This window comes from Pseudoxanthomonas sp. LjRoot125 (assembly GCF_964252705.1).
Lineage (GTDB): Bacteria > Pseudomonadota > Gammaproteobacteria > Xanthomonadales > Xanthomonadaceae > Pseudoxanthomonas_A.
The window spans coordinates 300,808-324,539 of record NZ_CAXUOY020000001.1 but is presented as its reverse complement, the minus strand read 5'-3'; the positions used below and the strand labels follow the sequence as shown (position 1 = coordinate 324,539).

The 23,732-nt window shown below is 69.5% G+C and carries 22 protein-coding genes and 1 pseudogene; 11 read left to right on the top strand and 12 right to left on the bottom strand.

The window, feature by feature from the left end; genetic code table 11:
- Positions 1-97 precede the first annotated feature (97 nt).
- Positions 98-748, bottom strand: a complete 651-nt coding sequence (locus tag ACSION_RS01520; protein WP_435304542.1) for a suppressor of fused domain protein — start codon at positions 746-748, stop codon at positions 98-100.
- Between the two features lie 164 nt (positions 749-912).
- On the opposite strand from ACSION_RS01520, the gene ACSION_RS01515 reads away from it, so the two are divergent.
- Positions 913-2,259, top strand: a complete 1,347-nt coding sequence (locus tag ACSION_RS01515) for a DNA recombination protein RmuC (RefSeq protein WP_435304541.1) — start codon at positions 913-915, stop codon at positions 2,257-2,259.
- 71 nt (positions 2,260-2,330) lie between these two features.
- Here ACSION_RS01515 and ACSION_RS01510 read toward each other — a convergent pair whose 3' ends face one another.
- The 6 genes from ACSION_RS01510 to ACSION_RS01485 are packed head-to-tail and all read right to left on the bottom strand — an operon-like array spanning position 2,331 to position 6,427.
- Positions 2,331-3,353: an MlaA family lipoprotein gene (locus tag ACSION_RS01510; RefSeq protein WP_435304540.1), complete on the bottom strand. Its 1,023-nt coding sequence runs from the start codon at positions 3,351-3,353 to the stop codon at positions 2,331-2,333.
- Positions 3,354-3,385: 32 nt separating this feature from the next.
- Positions 3,386-3,688 (bottom strand): STAS domain-containing protein, encoded by a 303-nt coding sequence (locus ACSION_RS01505; RefSeq protein ID WP_435304539.1) that lies wholly within the window; start codon positions 3,686-3,688, stop codon positions 3,386-3,388.
- Positions 3,672-4,334 carry an MlaC/ttg2D family ABC transporter substrate-binding protein gene (locus tag ACSION_RS01500; protein ID WP_175502087.1) on the bottom strand — a complete coding sequence of 221 codons (663 nt, stop codon included), beginning with the start codon at positions 4,332-4,334 and terminating at the stop codon, positions 3,672-3,674. Before ACSION_RS01500 ends, ACSION_RS01505 begins: the two co-directional genes overlap by 17 nt.
- An 8-nt stretch (positions 4,335-4,342) precedes the next feature.
- A complete protein-coding gene (mlaD, locus tag ACSION_RS01495) occupies positions 4,343-4,882 on the bottom strand; it encodes an outer membrane lipid asymmetry maintenance protein MlaD (protein WP_093488999.1) in 540 nt (179 codons plus the stop codon).
- Positions 4,883-4,886: 4 nt separating this feature from the next.
- Entirely contained in the window at positions 4,887-5,639 is a 753-nt protein-coding gene (locus ACSION_RS01490; RefSeq protein WP_056879990.1) for an MlaE family lipid ABC transporter permease subunit, read from the bottom strand.
- A complete protein-coding gene (locus ACSION_RS01485) occupies positions 5,639-6,427 on the bottom strand; it encodes an ABC transporter ATP-binding protein (RefSeq protein ID WP_435304538.1) in 789 nt (262 codons plus the stop codon). Before ACSION_RS01485 ends, ACSION_RS01490 begins: the two co-directional genes overlap by 1 nt.
- A gap of 204 nt (positions 6,428-6,631) precedes the next feature.
- Between ACSION_RS01485 and recC the strand changes: the two genes are divergently transcribed.
- From recC to ACSION_RS01450, 7 genes and pseudogenes are all read left to right on the top strand, one after another.
- Positions 6,632-10,252 carry an exodeoxyribonuclease V subunit gamma gene (recC, locus tag ACSION_RS01480; protein WP_435304537.1) on the top strand — a complete coding sequence of 1,207 codons (3,621 nt, stop codon included), beginning with the start codon at positions 6,632-6,634 and terminating at the stop codon, positions 10,250-10,252.
- Positions 10,249-13,890 (top strand): UvrD-helicase domain-containing protein, encoded by a 3,642-nt coding sequence (locus ACSION_RS01475; RefSeq protein WP_435304536.1) that lies wholly within the window; start codon positions 10,249-10,251, stop codon positions 13,888-13,890. The genes recC and ACSION_RS01475 overlap by 4 nt, the downstream gene beginning before the upstream one ends.
- Complete coding sequence (gene recD / locus ACSION_RS01470) at positions 13,887-15,737, top strand: exodeoxyribonuclease V subunit alpha (protein WP_435304535.1); 1,851 nt, start codon at positions 13,887-13,889, stop codon at positions 15,735-15,737. The genes ACSION_RS01475 and recD overlap by 4 nt, the downstream gene beginning before the upstream one ends.
- Positions 15,738-15,920: 183 nt before the next feature.
- Positions 15,921-16,205, top strand: a complete 285-nt coding sequence (locus ACSION_RS01465; RefSeq protein ID WP_139227402.1) for a hypothetical protein — start codon at positions 15,921-15,923, stop codon at positions 16,203-16,205.
- Positions 16,202-16,543 (top strand): hypothetical protein, encoded by a 342-nt coding sequence (locus ACSION_RS01460; RefSeq protein ID WP_093488989.1) that lies wholly within the window; start codon positions 16,202-16,204, stop codon positions 16,541-16,543. The genes ACSION_RS01465 and ACSION_RS01460 overlap by 4 nt, the downstream gene beginning before the upstream one ends.
- 115 nt (positions 16,544-16,658) lie before the next feature.
- Positions 16,659-17,462: a restriction endonuclease gene (locus ACSION_RS01455; RefSeq protein ID WP_435304534.1), complete on the top strand. Its 804-nt coding sequence runs from the start codon at positions 16,659-16,661 to the stop codon at positions 17,460-17,462.
- Positions 17,463-17,584: 122 nt separating this feature from the next.
- Positions 17,585-17,851, top strand: a pseudogene (locus ACSION_RS01450) (PDZ domain-containing protein); the annotation flags it as partial.
- 25 nt (positions 17,852-17,876) lie between these two features.
- Here ACSION_RS01450 and ACSION_RS01445 read toward each other — a convergent pair.
- The 4 genes from ACSION_RS01445 to ACSION_RS01430 form a co-directional block, all read right to left on the bottom strand.
- Positions 17,877-18,572 carry a hypothetical protein gene (locus ACSION_RS01445; protein ID WP_435304533.1) on the bottom strand — a complete coding sequence of 232 codons (696 nt, stop codon included), beginning with the start codon at positions 18,570-18,572 and terminating at the stop codon, positions 17,877-17,879.
- A 112-nt stretch (positions 18,573-18,684) separates the two neighbouring features.
- Complete coding sequence (locus tag ACSION_RS01440; protein ID WP_435304532.1) at positions 18,685-19,113, bottom strand: hypothetical protein; 429 nt, start codon at positions 19,111-19,113, stop codon at positions 18,685-18,687.
- An 83-nt stretch (positions 19,114-19,196) separates the two neighbouring features.
- Positions 19,197-19,673 carry a S41 family peptidase gene (locus tag ACSION_RS01435; RefSeq protein WP_435304531.1) on the bottom strand — a complete coding sequence of 159 codons (477 nt, stop codon included), beginning with the start codon at positions 19,671-19,673 and terminating at the stop codon, positions 19,197-19,199.
- A complete protein-coding gene (locus ACSION_RS01430; protein WP_435304530.1) occupies positions 19,642-20,202 on the bottom strand; it encodes a hypothetical protein in 561 nt (186 codons plus the stop codon). The genes ACSION_RS01435 and ACSION_RS01430 overlap by 32 nt, the downstream gene beginning before the upstream one ends.
- Positions 20,203-20,391: 189 nt before the next feature.
- Here ACSION_RS01430 and folE point away from each other — a divergent pair, with 189 nt between their 5' ends.
- Positions 20,392-20,997 (top strand): GTP cyclohydrolase I FolE, encoded by a 606-nt coding sequence (gene folE / locus ACSION_RS01425; protein WP_093488975.1) that lies wholly within the window; start codon positions 20,392-20,394, stop codon positions 20,995-20,997.
- 20 nt (positions 20,998-21,017) lie between these two features.
- Positions 21,018-21,401, top strand: a complete 384-nt coding sequence (locus ACSION_RS01420; protein WP_435304529.1) for a YchJ family protein — start codon at positions 21,018-21,020, stop codon at positions 21,399-21,401.
- 24 nt (positions 21,402-21,425) lie between these two features.
- Here ACSION_RS01420 and ACSION_RS01415 read toward each other — a convergent pair whose 3' ends face one another.
- Complete coding sequence (locus tag ACSION_RS01415) at positions 21,426-22,757, bottom strand: M20 family metallopeptidase (protein WP_435304528.1); 1,332 nt, start codon at positions 22,755-22,757, stop codon at positions 21,426-21,428.
- A gap of 134 nt (positions 22,758-22,891) precedes the next feature.
- Here ACSION_RS01415 and ACSION_RS01410 point away from each other — a divergent pair, with 134 nt between their 5' ends.
- Entirely contained in the window at positions 22,892-23,680 is a 789-nt protein-coding gene (locus ACSION_RS01410) for a TSUP family transporter (RefSeq protein ID WP_435304527.1), read from the top strand.
- Positions 23,681-23,732 lie beyond the last annotated feature (52 nt).

The window sequence follows — 23,732 nt, the reverse complement described above, 5'->3', positions numbered from 1 at the left end:
GCGGGCGCATCCCCGCCCCGGGGCCGCCAGCAGCCTATGCGCGTGCGGCGTGGCTGGCAATCGGCGGCGCACCACGTGGCGTGCCGCGCGGGACGGTTCAGAGATACGAAGGTCGCGCCGGATCGAACACCAGCGGGTAGCGATGCACGTCCAGCAGGTCGAGGAATACATCCAGCCCTTCGTCCGAGCGGACGAGGTCGTACTCCGCATCCGACACCAGGTGGACCACCAGCGGCTCCACGCCCTGGCCGTGCAGGTGCAGGTTGTCGAACAGGTGGCGGTCGGTGGCCACCACTGGCGGCAGCAGCAGGAAGGTCGAGAACGGTGAGGCCGCCAGCGGCGGTTCCGGCAGCGGCACGGTGTGGCCGTAGCCCAGCCAGCTGCCTTCGGCGAACGGCAGCTTGGCCAGCCAGCGCAGCTGCTCAATGAAGGCCGGATGCGGCGCGCGCACGTACCAGAACAGTTCGCGCGCGGCGGATTCGTCGCCGTCGTAGCCATCGGGCATCGGCATCAAACGGTCGCTCATGCCGCTGGTGACCAGCACATAGCCTTCGTCGTCGCCGTCCACGCAGGCCTCGACGAAATTGCGCGCGTACACGTGCACGTCGATGCGGTGCTGGCGGTCGCTGTCGCGATCGATGCGGTCGGGCTCGCCAAGCGCCGCCTGCAGGGCCGCCGCGCGCGCGGCGGCGAGGGCAGGCACGGGGTCGGGCGCGGCGCCCATCAGTGTGCGGAGACGTTGCAGCAAGCCGGCTTTCCCCAAGCGGTCGGTGCGCCGCGACTGTGCGCCGGCCCTTGCGGGGGGTCAAGCCGCCTATCCGCATCCCGTGACGCGGCGCGCGCTTCCCGTGCGAGGCGGTTCGCGCTGTGCCCCGGCTCAGGCGCTGAGACGCCAGCGGCTACACTGTCCGCATGGATTCCCAGACCCTCCTCATCCTCCTGCTGGTGCTCGTCGCCGTGGCCGTCGTCCTGCTCGCGGTGCTGGTGCTGCGCCGTCCCGAGGCCCGCATCGGCGACCTGCTGGAACGCGCGCTGCGCGACGAACAGCGCGAGGGCCGGGGTGAGCTGCGCGAGCAACTGGAAGGCCTGTCACGCGCGCAGGACAACCGCATCGACGGCTTCGCACGCAACCTGGGCGATCTCAGCACGCGCACCGACCAGCGCCTGGACGTGCTGCGCGACACGCTGACCGAGGATGCGCGCAAGGGCCGGACCGAATCGGCCGAATCGCAGCAGCGTTTCGCCGACGCGCTGGGCCTGCGGCTCAACGAGCTCACCCAGCGCAACGAGCAACGCATCGGCGAGATGCGCGCGACGCTGGAAGGCCGGCTGAAGGAACTGCAGGCCGACAACGCGCAGAAGCTCGAACAGATGCGCGCGACGGTGGACGAGAAGCTGCACGCGACGCTGGAAACCCGCCTGACCGAGAGTTTCGGCAACGTCACGCGCATGCTCGCGCAGGTGCACCAGGGCCTGGGCGACATGAACAAGCTCGCCGCCGATGTCGGCGGATTGCAGCGCGTGCTGACCAACGTGAAGAGCCGCGGTGTGTTCGGCGAAGTGCAGTTGGCGGGCTTGCTGGAGCAGGTGTTCGCGCCCGACCAGTACGCCGGCAACGTGGCCACGGTGCCGGGCAGTGGCGAGCGCGTGGAGTTCGCGGTGCGGTTCCCCGGCTCCTCCAGCGATTCGGTGGTATGGCTGCCGATCGACGCCAAGTTTCCGCGCGAGGACTACGAACGCCTGCTCGATGCCCAGGAACGTGCGGACGCCGACGCGGTCAAGCAGGCAGGCGATGCGCTGGAGCGCGCCGTGCGCAAGCAGGCACAGGAGATCCGCAAGTACATCGCGGTGCCGCACACCACCGAATTCGCGATCATGTTCCTGCCCACCGAGGGCCTGTACGCCGAAGTGCTCCGCCGGCCCGGGTTGTTCGAAGCGATCCAGCGCGACCAGCGCATCACCATCGCCGGGCCGACCACGCTGCTGGCGCTGCTGACCAGCCTGCAGGTCGGATTCCGCACGGTGGCGATCGAGAAGCGATCCGCGGAGGTCTGGAACATCCTGGCGAACGCCAAGCGCGAGTTCGGCAAGTTCGGCGACGTGATGGATTCGGTGAAGACCAAGCTCGACCAGGCCAGCAAGCAGATCGACCAGACCGGCGTGCGCACGCGCGCCATCGAGCGCAGCCTGCGCGAGGTCGAATCGCTGCCCAGCAACGGCGAACCCACGAAGCTGCTCGGCGGCGACGAAGCGGAGTGAGCCCGCTCCCGCGCGGAAACGAAAACGGCGCCCTGGGGCGCCGTTTCGTTGTCAGGGCCGGGACGTAATCCTCAGCCGCCGCCGCTGATCTCGGGCATCGGCATCGCGTCCACCGGCACGGTCGGGTTGTTCTCGTCCTGCAGGTATTCCGGCAGTTCGTCCTCGGTCGGCTGCTGCGGGGTGCGGTGGCTCTCGATCTGGTAGTTGCGGCGCTGCAGCCACGAATCGCGGACCAGGGCGTAGTCGTCCACCGCGCCTTCGCGCAGGCTGTCCAGCGACAGCAATTGCGCACGCGTGTCCACCAGGTTCAGGCCCTGCAGGAAGATGCGGGTCTTGTCGTCCTCGATCTGCCGCACCGGACTGAGCGGCATGTCGCCGGCCAGGCCGAGCACGTCGCGGACGGTGCGCGGACCGAAGAACGGCAACTCCACGTAGCGCGAGCGCTTCCAGCCCCAGGTGCCGAGCGTCTGGCCGAAGTCCTCGCTGCGGCGCTTCATTTTCAGGTCGCTCGCGGGGTCGAACAGGCCGCCGATGCCCAGCGTGGAATTCACCACGAAGCGGCCGAACGTCTGGGTGGCGTCGCGCGGACGGCCTTGCAGCAGCTGGTTCACCATCGTCAGCGGCTGGCGCAGGTTGTCGAAGAAGTTGCTTACGCCCAGGCGCACCGGCCGCGGTACGGCGGCGGTATAAGCGCGCGCCAGCGGGCGGGCGACCGTGCGGTCCACCGCATTGTTGAACGCGTGCACCTTGCGGTTGAACTTCTCCCATGGGTCGTAAGCGGCCGGCGACTGCGCGGGGGCGGGCAACGAAGGATCGGCGACCGGGTCGTACGCGCCCTGGCCGTAGATCGCGGCGAAGTCGTCTTCGGCCCCATCGCCGGCGGTCGCATCCGCGACGGTCGGAGCCGCGCCAGCCGTCGCCGGGTCGATCGGCGGTTCGGCGGGCAATGCGGGAGCGGCGGAGGCATCCGCGGGAGCGCTGCCGTCGACCACCACGGGTTCGGCCGGTGCGTTCGCCGCGGACTTCGGCGCCGAGGCGCACGCTGTCGCGAGGGCGGCCAGCAGGACCACGGTGCTGAGGCGGAACAGATTCATCCTGATTCCTGGAAAAACTGCGGGGGGTGGGGTTACGCCGGGAAATCCAGTTCCGGCGTCAGACGGTACGCGGCCTGCAGGTCGGCCAGGCCAGCGGGCTGGCCTTCGAAGCTGGGTGAGGTGCCGGTGGCGCGCACGCGGGCGGCCAGTTCCGCCAACAGTGCCAGCCCGGCGCTGTCCACGGTAGTGACGTTCGTCAGGACGAAGCGTTGCGCGCCGGCCAGCTGCGCCGAGGCCTGCGCCCACAGCGCGGCGGCGGCGGCACGGTCCAGCGCGCCCGTGAACACGAGCGCGTCGCCGTCCCGCCTGACATTGGCGTCACTTGCCGCTGGCACTGCCGTTGACCTGCAGCTTGCCGGACTTGAGGTCCGCGGCGACCTGCGCGATGGACTTCTGGCGCAGCGGGGTGTCGAACTGGGTCTTGAAGGTCTGTACGAACGAGACGCCTTCCGGCAGCACGTCGAACACCTTCCACTGGCCACCGACGTTGCGCGCGTAGAACGTGATCGGCGTGACCGTCTGGTCGGGCTGCAGGAACTCGGTTTCGACCTTGACGCCGCGACCACCCGGCAGCGGCGATTCGGACTTCACCCGCACCTTCAGGCGCGCATTGAAGTCGGCCAGGCGCGCACCGTAGGCCGACAGCAGGCGCTCGGTCAGGGCCTGGCCGAACAGCTTCACGTCGGCATCGGAGGCGCCGCGGCCATGCACGCCCAGCACCAGGCGGGCGGCGTAGTCGCCGTCGAACAGGGTGTTGAACTCGCTGGTGACGTACTGGCGCAGCGCGGCCGGGTTGGATTTGAACTCCGCGCGGCGCTGGTCGAGCGTGGACAGGATGCGCGTGCTGCTGGTCAGCACCACCTGGCTGGCGCTGTTCGGCTTCGCGGCGGCGGCCGGGGCCGCGGCCTGTGCGAACACGGCGACCGGCGCGGAGGCCAGCAGGGCCGCCGACAGGGCGACGGAGAGGAAGGAATGCTTGATCAGGGTCTTCATGGCGTGGGTTCTTCCGTAACGGGGGGCGCGGTCTCGCCGCTGGCCGGGGTTTCCCCGGAGCCTGCGCCGGCATTGTTGGCGCCGCCGCTGAACATGTACTTGCCGGCCAGCTGGAGCAGGTCCACCGCCGGCTGGGTGAAGGCGATTTCCTCGCCGGGCTTCAGCACCTCCGGGTCGCCGCCCGGGGAGAGGCCGATGTAGTTCTCGCCCAGCAGGCCGCTGGTGAAGATGCCCGCGGCCGTGTCGGCCGGCAGGTCCTTGTACTGGCTGTCGATGGACAGGGTGACGATGGAGTCGAACTTGACCGGGTCCAGCTGAATGTCGGCCACCTGCCCGATGACGACGCCGCCGATCTTCACCGGCGCCTGCTTGCGCAGCTGGCCCAGGTTGGTGAAGCGCGCGGTCAGCTCGTAGCTGCCGCCGCCCACGCCGAAGCGCTTGTTGGTGGAAGCCAGTGCCAATACCAGCAGCGAGGCCAAGGCCAGCAGGAGGAAGGCGCCGACGGCGAATTCGAGGCGAGGTCCACGGACGGACATGGGGTCAGCTCCTGAACAGCAATGCAGACATGACGAAATTGAACATGAGCACCAGCAGCGAGGCGTTCACCACCGCGCGGGTGGTCGCCACCGAGGTGCCCTCGATGGTCGGCTCGGCGTGGAAGCCCACGTAGGCCGCGACCAGGGCGCTGGTACCGCCGAAGACGGCCGACTTCAGCAGTGCCACGCCGAAGTCGTCCCAGAAGTCCACGCTGTTCTGCAGCGCGGACCAGAAGGTGCCGTTGTCGAGGCCGAGCACGTGCACGGCTTCGAAGTAGCTGGCGCTGATCGCCAGCGAGCAGAAGAAGCCGGTCAGCAGCGGCACCGTCAGCACCGCTGCCCAGAAGCGCGGCGCCACGGCCTTCGCCACTGGATCGATGGCCATCAGCTCCAGCGCCTTGATCTGGTCGGTGGCGCGCATCAGGCCCAGTTCGGCGGCGATGGAGCTGCCGGCGCGGCCGATGAACAGCAGCGCGGTCAGCACCGGGCCCAGTTCCCGATAGAGCGACAGGCCCAGCAGGGTGGACAGCGCGTCGCTGGCGCCGAACGTGGTCAGCGTGCGGTAGCCCTGCAGCGTCAGCACCAGGCCCACGAACGCACCGCCCACGGCGATGATCGGCAGCGAGCGGCCGCCGATCTTGTAGATCTCGCGGGTCAGCTCGGCGAAGAAATCGCGGGTCGGCGCCGAGGCGCGGAATACCGACAGCGAGAACAGGCCGGCGCGGCCCAGCGACCGGGTGGCGGCGACGAAGGGCATCAGGCGGCCTCCCCGCGTTTGACCGCATCGAACGCGATCGGGCCGTCCGGCTCGCCGCGCAGGAACTGCTTCACCAGCGGGTCCGAGGTGGCTTCCAGCTCGGACGGCGTGCCCGAGAACACCAGTCCGCCATTGGCGATCACCACCGCCTGGTCGGCGATGGGCAGGGTTTCGTGCACATGGTGGGTCACGATGATGCTGGTCAGCCCGAGGGTGTCGTTGAGGCGCTGGATCAGGCTCATGATCACGCCCGAGGCGATCGGGTCCAGCCCGGTCAGCGGCTCGTCGTAGATCATCAGCGGCGGGTCGAGCGCCAGCGCACGGGCCAGCGCCACGCGGCGCGCCATGCCGCCGGACAGCTCGCGCGGATAGGCGTCGGCGGCGGCGCGCAGGCCGACCGCATTCAACTTGAAGTCCACCAGCCGGCGGACCAGCGCATCCGGCAGCTTCGTGTGCGTGCGCAGCGGCAGCGCGACGTTCTCGGCCACGGTCAGGTCGGTCAGCAGGCCGTTGCCCTGCAGCAGCACGCCCACTCCCTTGCGCATCTCCAGCAGCGCGCGGCTGCGGTGCGGCACGGACTGGCCGAACACCTCGACCGTACCGGCGGCAGGCGGGAGCTCGCCGGTCAGCGCGGCGAGCATCGTCGACTTGCCGCTGCCGGACGGGCCGAGCACGGCGGCGATGCTGCCGCGCGGGACGGTCAGGTCGATGCCACGCAGGATGGTGCGGCCGCCGCGATCGAGGCGGAGGCCGGACAGGTGCACGGCAGGGGCGTCGGCAGGCGTCATGGGCGTCGTCGGCGGACCACAGGCGGGTTAACGGAAAAACAACGGCGTAGCTTCGCGGCCAGCGGCTGAACATAAACCGTACCGCGCAGTTTGATTATTGTGGCATCCGCGTCGCCGCCGCGCGCACGGCCGTGCGGGATGCTGTGGCCCAAAGCGCCGGCGTCTCCGGTGCTGCGACCGCCATCCGGCACAATGACGGCGACGATGACGACCGACGCCACGCCCGACTTCCGCCTGTATCCCTCCAACGTGCTGGAGCTGCTGGCGGCGTTGCTGGCCGAGGAGCTGCGCACGCCGGTGCCCGGCCAGTCGCCATTGGCGCCGGACGTGGTGCTGATCCCCCAGGTCGCCATGCGCCGCTGGCTGCAGGCCACGCTCGCGGCGAAGTACGGCGTTGCCGCCAACCTCAAGTTCCTGACCCCCGGCGAGTTCGTCGCCCGCGCGCTGGACGCCAACCTCGGGCCGAGCACCGACGACCTCGACATGGCCGCGTTGCAGTGGCGCCTCTACGGCGTGCTCAACGATCCGGCGCTGCGCACGGCGCCCGCGCTGGCCCCGCTGGACGCCTGGCTGGACGACGGCGACCCGTTGAAGCCCTGGTCGCTGGCGGGCGAACTGGCGGGCGTGTACGAGAAGTACCAGGCGTGGCGCCGCGACTGGCTGCTGCGGTGGGAAGCGGGCGCCGACCAGGACGACGCGCAGGCACGGCTGTGGCGCGCGGTGGCCAGCGGGCACGACTACCGCGCGCGCCGCATCCACGACTACCTCGCGCGATTCGGCCGTGAGGACGGACCACTGCCACAAGGCCTGCCGAAACGACTGCTCGTTTTCGCCACCCTCAACATCTCGCCCGACGTGCTGCGCGTGCTCGCCACCCAGGCGCGCGTGGGCACGCTGCATTTCTATCTGCCCACGCCGGCGCGCGGCTACTGGGGCGATCTGCAGACACTGCGCGAGCGCCGACGCGACGGGGCCAGCGATCTGTTCGCCGACGACGTGCAGGAAAACCCGCTGCTGCAGGCCTGGGGCGCGGCCGGCCGCGACTTCATGGCGCTGCTCGGCGATTACGAAGTGGTGCATCCGCGCGCCGAGATCGACGTCTACGCCGATCCGCTCGCCGCCGACGACCCCGACACGCTGCTGCGCCGGCTGCAGTCGGATCTCTTCCACCGGCGCGCACCGGCCGTGCCGCCGCCGCGTGCCATGCTCGACCGCACCGATCCCAGCTTGCAGGTCCACGCCTGCCACACGCGCCTGCGCGAACTGCAGGTGCTGCACGACCAGTTGCGCGCGCTGCTCGATCCCGCATCGCCCGAAGGCCGGCGCTTCGATCCGCCGCTGCAGCCACGCGAAATCGCGGTGCTGGCGCCGGACATCGACCCCTACGTGCCCTACCTCGATGCGGTGTTCGGCGGCAGCGGCCATGACGGCGCGCTGCCCTGGGCGCTGGCCGACACCAGTCCGCTGGCGAGCGAGCCGTTGGCGGAGGTGTTCCTGCGCCTGCTGGACCTGCCGGTGTCGCGCTTCGGCCTGGACGAGGTGCTCGACCTGCTGTCGAGCGCGCCGGTCGCCGAGGCCTCGGAACTCGATACCGATGCCATCGATCGCCTGCACGGCTGGCTGCACGAGGCCGGCGCGCGCTGGGGACTGGACGCCACCCACCGTGCCGCGTCCGATGCGCCCGCCGACGATGCCTACACCTGGCAGTTCGCCCTGGACCGGCTGCTGCTCGGCCATGCGAGTGGCAGTGACGACGACATCGCCGGCGTCGCACCGTGGCCGGAACTGGAAGGCGGCGCGCTCGACGCGCTCGACACGCTGGTGCGCCTGCTGCGCGAACTCGCCCGCCAGCGCCGCGTGCTGGGCGAGACGCAGACGCCCGCGCAATGGCGCGAACGCCTGCTGCACCTGTTCGACGTGCTGCTGCCGGAACGGCCATCGGCACCCCGCTCGCAACGCGCGCTCGATCGCCTGCGCACCCTGGTCGATCGTTTCGCCCGCGATGCGGAGGCTGCGGGCTATGACGGCACCGTACCGCCGGACGTCGTGCGCGCGCATTTCGCCGACCTGCTGTCGCAGGCCGACACCCGTGCCCCGCTGCTGACCGGCGGCATCAGCGTGGGTCGCATGGTGCCTATGCGCCTGCTGCCGTTCCGTGCGATCTGCCTGCTCGGCATGAACGATGGCGACTTCCCGCGTCGCGATCCCGCTGCGGGACTCAACAAGCTCACCGCCGAGCTGCATGCGGGCCGGCGGCTGCCTGGAGACCGTTCGACCCGCGAGGACGACCGTTTCCTGTTCCTGCAGCTGTTCGCCGCCGCACAGGACGTGTTCTACGTCAGCTACCTCGGCGCCGATCCGCGCGACGGCAGCCCGCGTGAGCCCTCGGTGCTGGTCAGCGAACTGATCGACGTGGCGGCGCGCTATCACGGCGATGCGGCCGCGAAGGACGCACTGATCGTGCGCCACACGCTGCAGCCGTTCGCGCCGGGCGCGTTCGGCAGCGACGACGAACCACGACACTTCAGCTATCGCGATACGTGGCGCAACGCGGCGGGGCGTCTCGGCGGCGCGCGTCGCGCGCTGGCGCGGTGGGCCGAGGCGCCACTGCCGCCTTTCGAAGAAGGCGACGACGTGGTGCCGCTGGATGCGCTGCGCCGCTTCCTGCTCGATCCTGCCGGCCAGTTCCTTGCGCAGCGACTCGGCATCCGCTTGCCCGATGCGCTCGAGGATACCGAGGACACCGAACCCCTGGTCGCGCCCACGCGCGGCCGCGAGCGCTCGCGCGTCGTTCGCGACGTTTTCGAATGGCAGCTCGAGCGTGCGCGCGTCCCGGATGCGCACAGCCCTTCGGCCCTCTATGCGAGGCTGCGTGCGCGTGGCCAGGTGCCCACCGGCCCACTGGGCGAACAGGCCGCCGAGCGGGTATTCGCCGAAGTGGAACCGTATGCGCGTGCCTTCGCCGACTGGGTCGGCCACGATCGCCGCCACTGGCTGCACGACGCGTTGCAGGATCCCGACGGGCAAGCCGTGCTGGCTGCCGTGCGCAAGGGCGAGCCGGACGACGGCCTGCTCGCGCGCCTGGTGGAGCAACGGTTGTTCCCGTGGATGCGCGAGGAGACGGCGGCGCAGTGGCGTGGCCGTCCTCTCGGGCCTGATGCGGAGGCGCGCCGTTTCCTGTTGTTGCTCGACGAAGCCGAACGCCATGTCCGCGCCCAAGTGCAGTGGCGCGAGCAGGTCGATCACCGTGGCCTGGTCGGGCCGCAGGGCGGGGTGCCGCGGCTGGAGGTGAAGATCGACGGCGTGCGCCTGCAGGGCCGTATCGAGGATCTCTACGTGCATGGCCTGGCGCGCGTGCACATCGGCGCATTGAACGGTCCTGCTGCGATCCGCCACGGCCTGGACTGGTTGCTGGCCAATGCCTGCGGTCTGCGCGTGCCGCGGGTGGAATTCCACGATGCGGGCGAGGCCGGCATCGGTCCCCACATCACCCCGGGCATCGACGCCGGACAGGCGCGCGATGCACTGCGCCTGCTGCTGTCGCTGCGTCGCGAAGGCCTGCGCGCGCCTCTGCCGTTCGCGCCGCACACCGGTTGGGAGATCCATGCCGCCGATCCCGCCAAACGCGAGAACGCCGCGCGGACCACCTGGTATCCCGGTGACTACAGTTGGGGCGAGAGCACCGGCGAGGCCTTCCAGCTCGCCTTCCGCGGGCGTGATCCGCTGGCCGATGCGGACGGCATGGCTGCGTTCGTCGATACCAGCCTGCGGATCTACGCCGCACTGCGCAGCGGACGCACCGATGGCGGGGAGGGCGCGGCATGAGCGGCTTCGATCCTTCCCGCGAACCGTATCTCGATCGCACGCTCGACGGCGTGCAGCTGATCGAGGCCAGCGCCGGCACCGGCAAGACCTACACGCTGGCCACGCTGTTCACGCGCCTGATCGTCGAGCGCCGCCTGCGCATGGGCGATGTGCTCGCGGTGACGTACACCGAAGCCGCCACGCAGGAACTGCGCAAGCGCATCCGCGAACGCCTCGCGCAGGCGGCCGATCTTGTCGGCAGGCCATCTTCCGATGACGAGACCCACGAGGCCGCACTCACGCGCGCCATCCTGGCCCGCCACCTTGCGCACGGCGAGGAATCGCCGGCCCAGCTCGCACGACGCCTGCGCACGGCGGCCGAGGAAACCGATCTCGCTGCGATCTTCACCATCCACGGTTTCTGCGCGCGGGTGCTGCGCGAGCATGCGCTGGACACCGGGCAAGGCCTGCAGGCCGGCGAGCTGCTGGGCAACGCGCGCGCGCTGTACGAAGAGCTTGCTGCCGACATCTGGCGCGCTTATGCGGCCGATGCCGGGACGGCCGGCGTACTGACAGGGCTGTGGAGTGGCCCCGATGCGCTCGCCGCCGACCTGCCCGCGCTGTGCGGCCCGCTGCCGTTGCTGCCGGCCGCGCCTGTCGATGATGTCAGCGAACGCCAGGTCGCCGTGGACGCCACGCGCGCGGGCCGTGCCGCGCACCTGGTCGAGGCCATCGGTTTGTACGGTGCCGACGCACGCGCCGCCATCGCTGCCGCGTTCGACGGCAAGGTGTTCGATGGCCGTCGTGCGAAACGACCGAGTTTCGACAAGGCCTTCGCGGAACTGCAGGCCGGCATCGCGCTGGCGCAGTGGCCGCGTACCGACAAGACACACGTGCAGAAGCTGCTCCCCGAGACGCTGGTCGGCTTCTGCAAGGACGGCGACGCGGCGCGCGTCCCGGAGTCGCCCCTGTTCGACGCATTGCGTGACTGGTGCGACGCGGACGATGCCTGGCAACAGCTGCAGCAGCGGCTGCGCGTGGTCTTGCTGCACCGCCTTCGCGACGACGCCCGCCGTCGCCTCGAAACGCTCAAGCGCACGCGACGCGTGCAGACCTACGACGACTTGATCGACCACGTCGCCGACGCGCTGGAAGGCCCGAACCGGCGCGCGCTGGTGGCGAGCCTGCGGGCCCAGTACCGCATCGCGCTGGTGGACGAATTCCAGGACACCGACGAACGCCAGTGGCAGATCTTCACCCGCGTGTTCGGTGACTCCGAGGAGGTGCGCGCGCTGGGAGAAGCGCCGGGACTGTTCCTGATCGGCGACCCCAAGCAGGCCATCTACGGTTTCCGTGGCGGCGATGTCGCCACCTACCTGGTGGCAAAGCACCATCCGGGCACCGCGCACGCGGATCCGCTGACGCATAACTTCCGTTCGCGACCCGCCGTGTTGCGCGCGGTGCAGGCGCTGTACGACGGCGCCGATGCCGCGGGCCGCGATGCGTTCGCGCATCCCGGCATCCGGTTCGAGCCGGTGTTTCCCGGCGACAAGCGCAACGACGCGGACTACCTGCGCGAAGGCATTCCCGCACCGGCGCTCACCCTGCGCCTGCTGCGCAACGAGGGCGGCAAGGCCTTCGACGCGGAGGCTTCGCGCGACGCCGCCACCGCCGCCTGCGTCGCCGACATCCACCGTGTGCTGTCGGATGCGCGCGACGACCGCGCGACGATCGACGGCCGCCGCGTGCAGCCGGGCGACATCGCCGTGCTGGTGCGCAACCACAAGGATGCGACCCGCATGCAGCAGGCCCTCGCGCGTGCGGGCGTGCCGGCGGTCGCCGCGGGCAAGCAGAGCTTGTTCGAAAGCCGTGAAGCCGCCGACCTGCGCACGCTGCTGCTCGCCTTGCTGCATCCGGCCGACGCCGGTCGCCTACGGGCCGCCCTGGCCACCGTGCTGCTGGGCGAGGACGCCGCCACGCTGGAAGCGCTGGACGCCGATGGCGACGCACAGCGCCATCACCAGGCGCGCCTGCTGCATTGGCGCGAGCGTTGGCAGCGCAGCGGTCCGTTCGCACTGGTATCCGAGCTGTGCGCGGCGGAAGCCGGTCGCCTGCTCGGCTTGCTCGACGGCGAACGCCGGCTCACCAACTACCTGCAGCTGGGCGAACACCTGCAGGAAGCCTCCGCCCGCACCCTGGGGCTGCATGGCCTGCTGGACTGGCTGCAGGCGCGCATTGCCAATGCGGACCCGAACGACGAAGCGCAGCTGCTGCGTCTGGAGTCGGACGCGCGTCGCGTGCAGATCGTCACCCTGCACAAGAGCAAGGGCCTGGAATATCCGCTGGTCTACCTGCCCTTCGCAGGCCTGGGCACGAGCCGGCCCGACAGCGGGCGTCATCGCACCGTGCACGACGGCACGCGTCGTGTCCTCCAATGGCGCGTCGACAAGGACGATCCCGCGTGGCAGGCCGCCGGCCTTGCCGTGAAGCAGGACGCGCAGGCGGAAGATGCGCGGCTGCTCTACGTCGGGCTGACCCGTGCCGAGCATGCGCTGTGGATCGCCGCCGGCGACGTGATCGACATGGAGAAGAGCCGTCTCGCGCCGCTGCTGGCCGATGTCGCTGCGCTCGGCATGCGCAATGAGGTGCGCATCGTCGAAGGCCCGCCGGAACCGCCGCCGGCCCGCCTGCCGGCCGAGCACGACGCCGACATCGCGCCGGCCCGCACCAGCACGCATCGCGTCGCCGCCGACTGGTGGGTCTACAGCTTCACCCAGCTCGCGCACGCCGAAGGCGCCGATCCGCTGGCTGCGGCGACCCAGGCCGATCCCGGTGGCGAGGACGAAACCCCCGCGTCCGACGTCGATGGACTGCCCGACGCGATCGCCGCGCCCGTCGCCCTCGCCGATCCCCGCTTCGCCGGCAGCCGCTTCGGCGTGGTCATGCATGCCGCGCTGGAGCACGCCGATTTCGCCGCTTGGCGCGACTGGCGGCCGGGCGATGACGCACCCACGCATCAGGCCGATGTCATCGTCGACGCGATGCGCGAAGGCGGCTACGCCGAAGCCGACATCGACGACGGCCTCGCTGTGCTGGTGCCGCTGGTGGGACAGACCTTGTGCACCACGCTGCCGGAAGGCGCGCGCCTGGCGGACCTGCCGCCGGACGCGCGTCGTGCCGAGATCGAATTCCACTTCGCCATGCAGCCCACCGGCGTGCCGGCATTGCTGGCCTTGCTGCATCGCCATGGCCTGCTGCGCCATCGCACCGCCTTCGGCACGCGCGCCCGGCTGGAAGGACTGATGACGGGCCTGATCGATCTGACCTACGGCCATGACGGCCGTTGGTACGTGCTCGACTACAAATCGAACCAACTACCGGCCTACGACGCGGCGGCGATGCAGCAGGCGATGGCGCACAGCGAGTACGACCTGCAGGCATTGATCTACACGCTGGCGCTGCATCGCTGGTTGCGTTTCCGACTTGGCGATGCGTACGACTACGCGCGCGACTTCGGCGGCATCCGCTACCTGTTCTGCCGCGGGCTGGACCTCACCCAGCCCCGCTCGCCTGGCGTTCACGCGCAGCGCTTCGCGCCCGAACTGGTGCACGCGCTGGATGCGCTGTTCGCCGGCCATGCGACGGAGGCCGTTGCATGAGCCTGCTCGACGCGCTGTACAAAGGCGGCCACCTGCGTACGCTCGACCACGCCCTTGCGCAGAGCCTGCGTCGGTTGGATCGCGACACGCCCGACGCCGTGCTCGCCGCCGCCGCGCTGGCGTCGCTGGCGGTCGCCAAGGGCCATGCCGGCGTGCGCCTCGACGCGGCCGTGGCGCTGGTCGATGCGGAGATCGCCTGGCCTGACGCCGAGGCCTGGACGCAGCAACTCGCAGCATCGCGCTGGGTCGTGACGCCACGCGAACCCGCTTCGCCAGCGACCGGCAGCGCGCCGCTGGTGCTGGAAGGCGGCCTGCTCTACCTGCGCCGTTACCGCGAGTACGAACGCGCGCTGGCGTTGGGCCTGCAGCGCATCGCCGCGCAGCCGGTATCGGAGACCGCCATCGCGTCGCTCGCGCCGCTGTTCGCAACCCTGTTCCCACAGGCCACGCACGACGACCGCCAGGCGCGCGCCGCTGCGCTCGCGTTGCGCCACGCCCTGTTGCTGGTCACGGGCGGTCCCGGCACCGGCAAGACCACCACCACGGCGCGCCTGCTGGTGTTGCTGGCCGCGCAAGCAAGGCAAGCAGGCCGTGCACCGCCGCGCATCGCGCTGGCCGCGCCCACCGGCCGGGCCGCCGAGCGCATGGCCGAGAGCGTGCGCCATGCGATGAAGGCGTTGGCCATGGACGGCATCGATGCCGATCTGCTCGCCGCGCTGCCCGCCACCGGCACCACGCTGCACCGCTTGCTCGGGACGATCCCGGATTCGCCGCGCTTCCGCCACGGCCACGATAATCCGCTGCCCTACGAGGTGGTCGTCGTCGACGAAGCCTCGATGATCGACCTGCCGCTGATGGCCAAGCTGGTCGACGCGGTCGCCAGCGGCACGCGACTGGTGCTGCTGGGCGATCCCGACCAGTTGCCGTCGGTGGAAGCCGGCGATGTGCTGGCCGCCATCCTCGGCGCCGCCGGTGACGGCGATGCCATCGCGCACGACGATGCCGAGGCCCTCCGGTCGTTGCTCGGCGAGACGGATGCGTCCACCGATGCGCAGGACGACGAAAGAACACGGTTCCCCGGCATCCGCGTGCACCTGCAGCGCGGCTGGCGCCAGAGCGAAGCGCTGGACCTCGCGCCGCTGGCGGCCGCCGTGCGCGAAGGCGATGCCGATGCCGCGCTGTCGCAGCTGCGTGCCGGCACGCTGTCCAACGTGCACTTCCACGAAAACCTGGTCGATCCCCTGGACGCGCATCGCGACGCGCTGCTCGCCCATTTCCACGCGCTGGGCCACGCCGCCACGCCCGCCGAGGCGTTGGCGCGGTCCACGCGCCTGCGCCTGCTGACAGCGGTGCGCGAAGGGCCCCAAGGCGCGCGCACGCTCAATGCGCGCATCGAAAGGTTGCTTGCCGATGGCAATGGATCGGTGCGCGAGGCGCAGGGCCATTTCCACGGCCAGTTGCTGATCGTCACCGAGAACAGCTACCGGCACCGCTTGTTCAACGGCGACATCGGCGTTTGCCTGCGCGATGCGGCCGGCATGCTGGTGGCGTGGTTCCCCGGTGAAGATCCCGCCAGTCCGCGCGCGTTCCATCCGGCGGCATTGCCCGCGCACGAGTCCGCTTTCGCGATGACGGTGCACAAGGCGCAAGGCTCCGAATTCGACACGGTGTGGCTGGTGTTGCCCGCGCGCAGCAACCGCGTGTTGTCGCGCGAGCTGGTCTACACCTGCATCACCCGCGCGCGCCATGCGCTGCATGTCGCCGGCAGCGACGCGGTGATCCGCGACGCGCTGGCCCGGCATGCGGGCCGGTGGTCGGGGCTGGGGTGGCGGTTGGCCGCGCGCTGAACACGCTTCCACGCTGCACGTATCGTCCTTGCATATCGTCGGTACGCCAGGTTGTTTGCGATAACCCCCCCAACGGCGTATACCTGTTCCTGCTGACTGGCAGTACCCTCCGCCGCGCTCCGCTGGCTGACATCCCTCCCTCTCGGCCTGACCCACGCGGTCCCGCGTGCCGAGGAGGTGTGTGTGGCGAACCAGCACGTCCAGGTCTTCCTGCTGCATCTGGGATCGCAACAGTCCATCGGGCCTGACGACCTGCGGGTGATGTGGGCCACGGCCTGCGAATCGCTGGATATCGCGGTGTCGCGGCGCCCGACGGGCCAGGGCCAGAACACCGGTCGCCCGTGCTTCGGTTTGTGGGCCGGCCGCCAGTTCCATCGCGTGCCGGCGGAACGACGCATGCGCGCATTGCTGGAAGCGCGTGGTTACCTCTTCACGCTCACGCATATCGCCTCGAAGGAGGGCGCATGACGTTTGATGTCGGGATCGGCAAATGCCGATCGGTAAAATCGGATTCGGTGGATGTCTGGGTGGATGGCTCCATCGTGCGTCGCTTGGCGCCGGAGACGAAATGGCAGCGCGATGGGATCAGCGTGCTGCAGGTACCGTCCAAGCTGTGCAGTGCGCGCCATCCGTTGGCCGAAGGCGCGGAGGTCTTCCTCGATACCGCGCTGATCACCGCCAGCAGCGTGGGCAAGCTGGATGTGGATGGCAGCGGCGAGTTCGCCAAGGCGCGGCTGTCGCTGCTCGTGCCCGTGGTCGACACCGAGGTCACGCCGCCGCCCTCGCGCAAGGCGAGCTGGCGCTGAAACCGCCGCGGGCGACCGTCCGCGGACCCTGATTCCCGACGAACGGCGCGCCGCCGCCTGTGCGTCTCCCTACGGACCGGGTTATGGTCCGCTACGGGGTGAGAGGGGAAGCCACATGGGACGTGGTCGTCGCGGTTTCATCGAGAATCTGGCTGCGCTGCCGTGGCCGGTCGGGCTCTGTACCGGGGTCGCGGGCTACCTGGCCATCGCGCACGGCATTCCGCTGTTCTTTTCGCGCAACAGTGCGTTGGGTAGCGCCTTCCAGAACACCAATCCATTTCTGCCGCTCGCGTGGGCCTTCTTCGGCCTGTGCGTGATCGCCGCCGGCATGTCGTTCTTCGATGCACGGCGCAAGCGCCGATTGCTGGACACCCGCCGCGGCTTGGACAGCCTGGCCGCGCTGGGCTGGCGCGATTTCGAGCGACTCGTGGGCGAGGCGTATCGTCGCCGCGGTTATGCGGTGGAGGAAACCGGCCTCGGTGGCGCCGATGGCGGCATCGACCTGATCCTGCATCGCGACGGCAAGCGTACGCTGGTGCAGTGCAAGCAGTGGCGGCGCGACAAGGTGCCGGTCAACGTGGTGCGCGAGATGTTCGGCCTGATGGCGCATCACCAGGCGGACGCCGTGCGCATCGCGGCGCTCGGCGGTTTCACCGCGGATGCGGCGCACTTCGTCGAGGGCAAGCCGATCGAATTGATCGATGGCGAAACGCTGCTGGAGATGATCAGGGCGGTGCAGGCAGCCGGTGTTGCGCCTTCCAGGAACGTCGAACCGATGATGGATCATTCCGTCGAATCGAGCTCCCCCAGTTGCCCGGCTTGCAAGGCGGCGATGGTCCGGCGGACGAACCGACGCACGGGAGAGGGGTTCTGGGGATGCTCCGGATTTCCCCTGTGCAAAGGAACACAGCAGGCGTAACCATGCGGGAACCCTTTGCTTCGGAGCGAGCAACTCGCACGGCCTCAGGCCTGCGCATCGCCATTCTCGTTCTCGCCACCCTGCTGGCGTTCTCCGCCCACGCGGCCTAGGGCAAGCTCGGCTTCACCGTCGATGCGAAGTTCGATCGCAAGGTACTGGATGCCGACATCAAGCAGGTGGTGGTGACGCAGGTCGCGCCTGCTTCACCGGCGCAGCGGGCGGGCCTGCAGGTGGGCGACGTGCTGGAGCAGTTGAACGGGAAGCCGTTGGTGGGCAGCTCGGCACGGAAGTTCTTCGGCGCCATGGGTGACATCGAGCCGGGCGACAAGGTGGCGCTGGTGGTGAGGCGGGCGGGCAAGCCGGTCGCCTTGGTGCTCGTGGCCGAGTAGCGCGCTCTGCGCCCGAGGTGCGGCGTCAACCGCTGGCGAGCGCGCCGGCTGCCGTGTGTGCCAGCAGATACCCGACGGTGGCGTTGATGGTGCCGCCCACCAAGAGCACGATGGCGGCCGCACCGAGGCAGCGCCACCAGGGCAGTCGCGTGCGCCGGCGGATCCACGCCGCCTGCACGAGCCAGAACCACGCCAGCATCACGAGCGTCAGGCAGGCGGAAGCGATGTTCGTCCATGGCTGCGGCATCAGCAGCAGCGACATGGCGCAGGAGAGCACCAGCGCGAACGGCGCCACCAGATAGCACTGCTCATAGAACGGTTGCCGCAGGCTCTCGCGGTTGACCGGCTGCCGTACGCGCATCAGCGCATACGTGGCGCCGGCCAACGCCCACACGCCGAACGTGATCGTGCGATAGAGCAACAGCGTTTCTTCGGAAGCCAGGATCACCGCCGCCAGCGAGCCGGAGGTATCGGGTACCTGCGCCCGCACACCCAGGTCGAACAGATGCGCCAGCATCACGCACAGGATCAACAGCAGGGGCGGGCTGATCGCATCGCTGAATCGCGCGTCGTCGGTGCGCGACAGTTCATGCGCCGCGTACGCCGTCATCCGGTCGGGATGCAGCAAGGTCCGCACCAGCGTGCGCGGCAGCAGGACCACCCACGTCAGCGCTTCGTAGACGAACTCTTCGAACGACTTGAGGATTTTCAGGAAATCCATGACCCGCCCGCGACCGTGCCCACCGTGCGCCCAGATTAGCGGACTGTGTGGACGGCGTGGTCTATCGCAGTGCGATGGCCTCCTTCCCGTCGCGCTGACCCAACGCGCTGCGTCAGTGCATCAGGCGCGCCGCCATGCTGTCCAGGTCGTAGCCGAAGCCACCGTCGAGGCGTCGGACGATGTCCGCGCCGGCCGCGGCCTGCAGGAATGCCGGCGTCACCTGGTAGCCACCGCCCACCGCGTCAACGTGCGCGGCGATGCGGCTGTCGGAGCCGGCGCGCGAGACCAGTTCGCCGAAGGCCACCACGCGCAGCACCAGCGAGGCTTCTTCTTCCACCGACAGGCCGTGGCCGCCCACCTGGCGCGCGATGACATTCATGCCGACGCAGGCGAGATCCTCACCGTCGTACTCGCTCACCGGCAGCGCCCCGTTCATGACCGCCTGGAATACGTCGATGCCGAAATTGAGCAACGCCGGGTCCACCGCCACGATGTCGATCGCGCGTACGGGAAGATCGCTCTGGGCCTGGATCTGGGGCATGGTCCACCTCGGTTCCGTCATCGTCGCCCCCGTTCTAGGGAGGGATGCGGAAACACGGCGTGACGACGGCCCATGCATGTCGTTCACAACGCGGAACCTGCGTGCAACGGCTCAGTGGCTGGCGCACCGCGCCTGTAGCCACGCACGCGCGGCGTCCAGAGGCTGGTCGGTACTTCATCAGGGAGTACCGGCCCGTGCTGGACCGCGCCGCTGCGATCGAGGATGCGCGAGGTGGTCAGTGCCAACATCCCGCCGTTGTCCAGCGGAATGCTGCTGTTGGATGTCGTGTACCCACCCGTGGGGCGGCCGAAGAAACGCACGTTGCGCTGACCCTTGAAACCGATGGCAAGGATCTCGCCGGAACTCATCGTCTTGGGCCCGAGGATCACGGCGATGTGCGAGGGCTGGCGTTCGAGTGGCGGGAGATCGATCGCGGAGCGGGCGGCATCGCCATTGAGCACCTGGTCGTTACGGCGTCGGATCGGCGTACGCGTGCCGTCGCGCCGCTCGAAGTATTCCAGGACGCCTTCATCGTAGAGCGGTGCAATACCGCCCATCATCGGCCACATGCTGCCCCCCCATATTGGACGCCACGTCGATGATCAGGCCGCAGCGCCCGGCTGAAAGCGCCTCATTGAGTGCGTTTCGCACCAGGTGGGTCGCCCCGACGGCCGCTTGCTGGTCGCCGCTCCAACTGTTGATCGTCAGGCGTCCGATGACACCTTCGTCCGTGTGCGCGAGTGCGATAGGAATGCTGGTCGCGGGCACGGCGCTCACGGCCTGCGGCCGTGGCGTACCCGTATCCACCGGGGAAGCGGCGTTACGCGGAGGGAAGTAGATCGAGTGCCGTTCCCTCAGCGATGCCAGCACGAAACGGATCGCCGCGGTGCGGCCGTCCTCGCCGGGCGTGGCCGCCAGGCGCGCATAGGCTTCGCGTTCGACCGCGGGCCAGTCGGGCTGGTCGCCATTGAGGGCCTGCGTGCGCGCCAGCGCGATCACCTTGTCGAGCACGGCATCCGCGGCATGGGCCGAGGCCGTGAAGACGAGACAGGCGCATGCGAGTGCAGCGAAACGGAGGCGGAGCGTCATGGCGGCATCCTTGCGTGGGACGGGGCGGGACTTCCTGTGCTGGGCATGAACTTACGCGAGCTCCAGGCAGCGTGCCAGCGAGTCCGCATCCACCGTGCCGTCTGCACCGTATCGGATCGTGCGCAGGCGTCATGAGGGCCCCTGTCGCCCCGATGGGTTACCATCACGCCCCCCGCAGGAGTCCATGCGATGAGCCATTCCGACGACAACCCCGGCAAGGTCACCCAGGCGCAGGCCGAGGACGCGGTCCGCGTGCTGCTGGAATGGGCGGGCGAGGATCCGACGCGCGAAGGGTTGCTGGATACGCCCAAGCGCGTGGCCAAGGCCTACCGCGACTGGTTCAGCGGTTACCAGATGGATCCGCGCGAGTACTTGGCGCGCACCTTCGAGGAAGTCGCCGGCTACGACGAGATGATCGTGCTGCGCGACATCGAGTTCGAAAGCCATTGCGAGCACCACATGGCGCCGATCATCGGCCGCGCGCACGTGGGCTACCTGCCCGACGGCAAGGTGGTCGGCATCAGCAAGCTGGCGCGCGTGGTGGATGTGTATGCGCGCCGCTTCCAGGTGCAGGAAAAGATGACCGCGCAGATCGCGCAGTGCATCCAGGATGTGCTGCAGCCGCGTGGCGTCGCCGTCGTCGTCGATGGTGCGCACGAATGCATGACCACCCGCGGGGTGCACAAGCGCGGCGTCAGCATGGTGACCAGCAAGATGCTGGGCACCTTCCGCGAGGACGCGCGCACCCGCGCCGAGTTCCTGCGCTTCATCGAGACGGGCCACGGCAAGCGCTGATTCCCTTCGTGGGCGCACGCTTGAACCCTTGTCCCTGCGGCACCGGTCGCGACTACGCGGCCTGCTGCGGCCGCTATCACGGCGGTGAGCCCGCGCCCGACGCCGAAGCGCTGATGCGTTCGCGCTACAGCGCCTTCGTCACCGGCGATGCCGAGTACCTGCGTGCCACCTGGCATCCCGATACCCGTCCGGCCGATCTCGGCCTGGATAAGCCCGGCGCGCCGCGCACCACCTGGTTGGGCCTGTCGGTGAAGCAGCACCGCGTCACCGGGCCGGATACCGCCGAGGTCGAGTTCGTCGCCCGCTACCGCAGCGGGGGCGGCAGCGCCGTGCGCCTGCACGAACGCAGCCGCTTCATCCGCAGCGACGGACGCTGGCTTTACCTGGATGGCGAGCATCGCTGACGGCCGTCAGCGTGCGTCGCGATATCAGCCCTTCGGCTTTTCCAGGTAATCCAGGGTCACCTGCAGCAGCGCGCGCAGGCCGATGTCGAGCGAGGATTCGTCCAGCATGAACTCCGGCGAGTGGTTGCTCGGTGCAGTGACCGGATCGATGCCCTTGGCCGTGCTGCCGACGAAGAAGAACATCGACGGCACTTCGCGCGCATAGAACGAGAAATCCTCCGCGCCCATCTGCAGCCCCGGGGTGATGACGTTGTCCGTGCCCACCACCGCCTGCAGGCTGGGCAGCATCTGCGCGGTGAGCTCGGGGTTGTTGACGGTGACGGGATTGCCGTCGTTGTCGGGCACGCTGGCTTCCACCTTCGCGCCGTGCGCGGCGCTGACGTGGGTGGCGACGTTCTTCAGGTCGGCGAAGATCTTCTGCCGCATGCCTTCGTCGAAGGTGCGGATGGTGCCGACCACTTCGACGTCATCGGGGATGATGTTGTAGCGGATGCCGCCCTTGATCGCGCCGAAGCTGACCACCGCGGGCAGCTTGGAGATGTCGGTGCGGCGGCTGACGATGGTCTGGGTGGTGCCGATGACGTCGGCCATCGCGACGATCGGGTCCACGCCGCCCCACGGCCGCGAGCCGTGCGTCTGCCGGCCGATGACCTTCAGGGTGAAGCTGTCGGACGCCGCCATCAGCGGGCCCTGGCGCACGCCGATCTGGCCGGCCGGAATCGACGAGAACACGTGCAGGCCGAACACCGCCTCGGGCTTGAAGTCCTTGAACACGCCCTCCTTCAACATCAGCTCCGCGCCCCCTTCCTCGCCGGCCGGCGCGCCTTCCTCGGCGGGCTGGAACACCAGCAGCACTTCGCCCGGCAGCGTGTCCTTCATGCCGACCAGCGCCTTCGCCACGCCCAGCAGGATGCCGGTATGCGCGTCGTGGCCGCAGGCATGCATCACGCCGACGGTCTCGCCGCGGTAGGTCGATGTCGCCTTCGATGCGAACGGCAAGCTGTTGCGCTCGGTGACCGGCAGCGCGTCCATGTCGGCGCGCAGCGCGATGCGTGGGCCGGGCTTGCCGCCCTTGATCACCGCGGTGACGCCGTGGCGCGCGATGCCGGTGCGCGGCTGCAGGCCCAGCTTGCGCAGTTCCTCGGCCACGCGCTTCGACGTCTGCTCCTCGCGGTTGGACAGTTCCGGGTACTGGTGGAAGTGCCGGCGCCAGTCGATCACCTGCTGCTGCACCGCCTTGCCTGCGGCGGCGACCTCAGGCCGTTGCGTGGGCGCGGCATCCTGCGCGGCAGCGGGCAGGGCGCAGGCGAGGGCGAGGGCGAGCAGGGAAACGGCGAGAGGACGTGCATGGCGCATCGGGTCGGCTCCTGGAGGCAAGCCCCGATGCTAACGCCTGCGTCGCGACGGCGCGCATGCCGCCTTAGAATGCGCAGGCGTTCCGTGTGGCCGATCACGGCTGGCGACGCCTCCGCTCCCCTGCCGGAATCTCGATGCCCGATCTCGCCCTGCAGGTACTCCTGCTGCTGTTCCTCGCCGCGATGCTGGCGGGTTTCATCGATGCCATCGCCGGTGGCGGCGGCATGATCACCATTCCCGCGATGCTGCTGGCCGGCATCCCGCCGCTGCAGGTGCTGGGCACGAACAAGCTGCAGTCGCTGTTCGGCTCGGGCTCGGCGAGTTGGGCCTACGCGCGCCATGGACACGTCGACCTCAAGGGCCAGCTGCCGATGGTGCTGACCGCGGGGTTGGGCGCCGTCGGGGGTGCATTGCTGGCCACGATCATCCCGGTGGATTGGTTGAAGTGGGCGCTGCCGTTCCTGCTGGTCGGCATCGCGGTGTACTTCGGCCTGAAGCCCGACATCGGCCACGTGGACCGGCACCAGCGCATGCGCCCTCAGGTGTTCGCGCTGACCTTCGTCCCGGCGATCGGCTTCTACGACGGCGTGTTCGGCCCGGGCACCGGCTCGTTCCTGATGCTGGGCTTCGTCGCGCTGGCCGGCTTCGGCATCCTCAAGGCCACCGCGCACACCAAGTTCCTCAACTTCGGCTCCAACCTCGGCGCGTTCGGCGTGTTCCTGCTGCACGGCGCGGTGTTGTGGAAGATCGGCCTGCTGATGGGCGCAGGCCAGTTCCTTGGCGCGCAGCTGGGCTCGCGCTTCGCGATGAAGCAGGGCGCGCGGATCATCAAGCCGCTGCTGGTCACCGTGTCGATCGCGCTGGCGATCCGCCTGCTGGCGGACCCGCAACATCCGTTGCGTCTCTGGTTGGCGTCGTTCTGACCCAGCTGTTGTGGGAGCGACGTAAGTCGCGAGCTTTTCGTGTGGCCAGAGG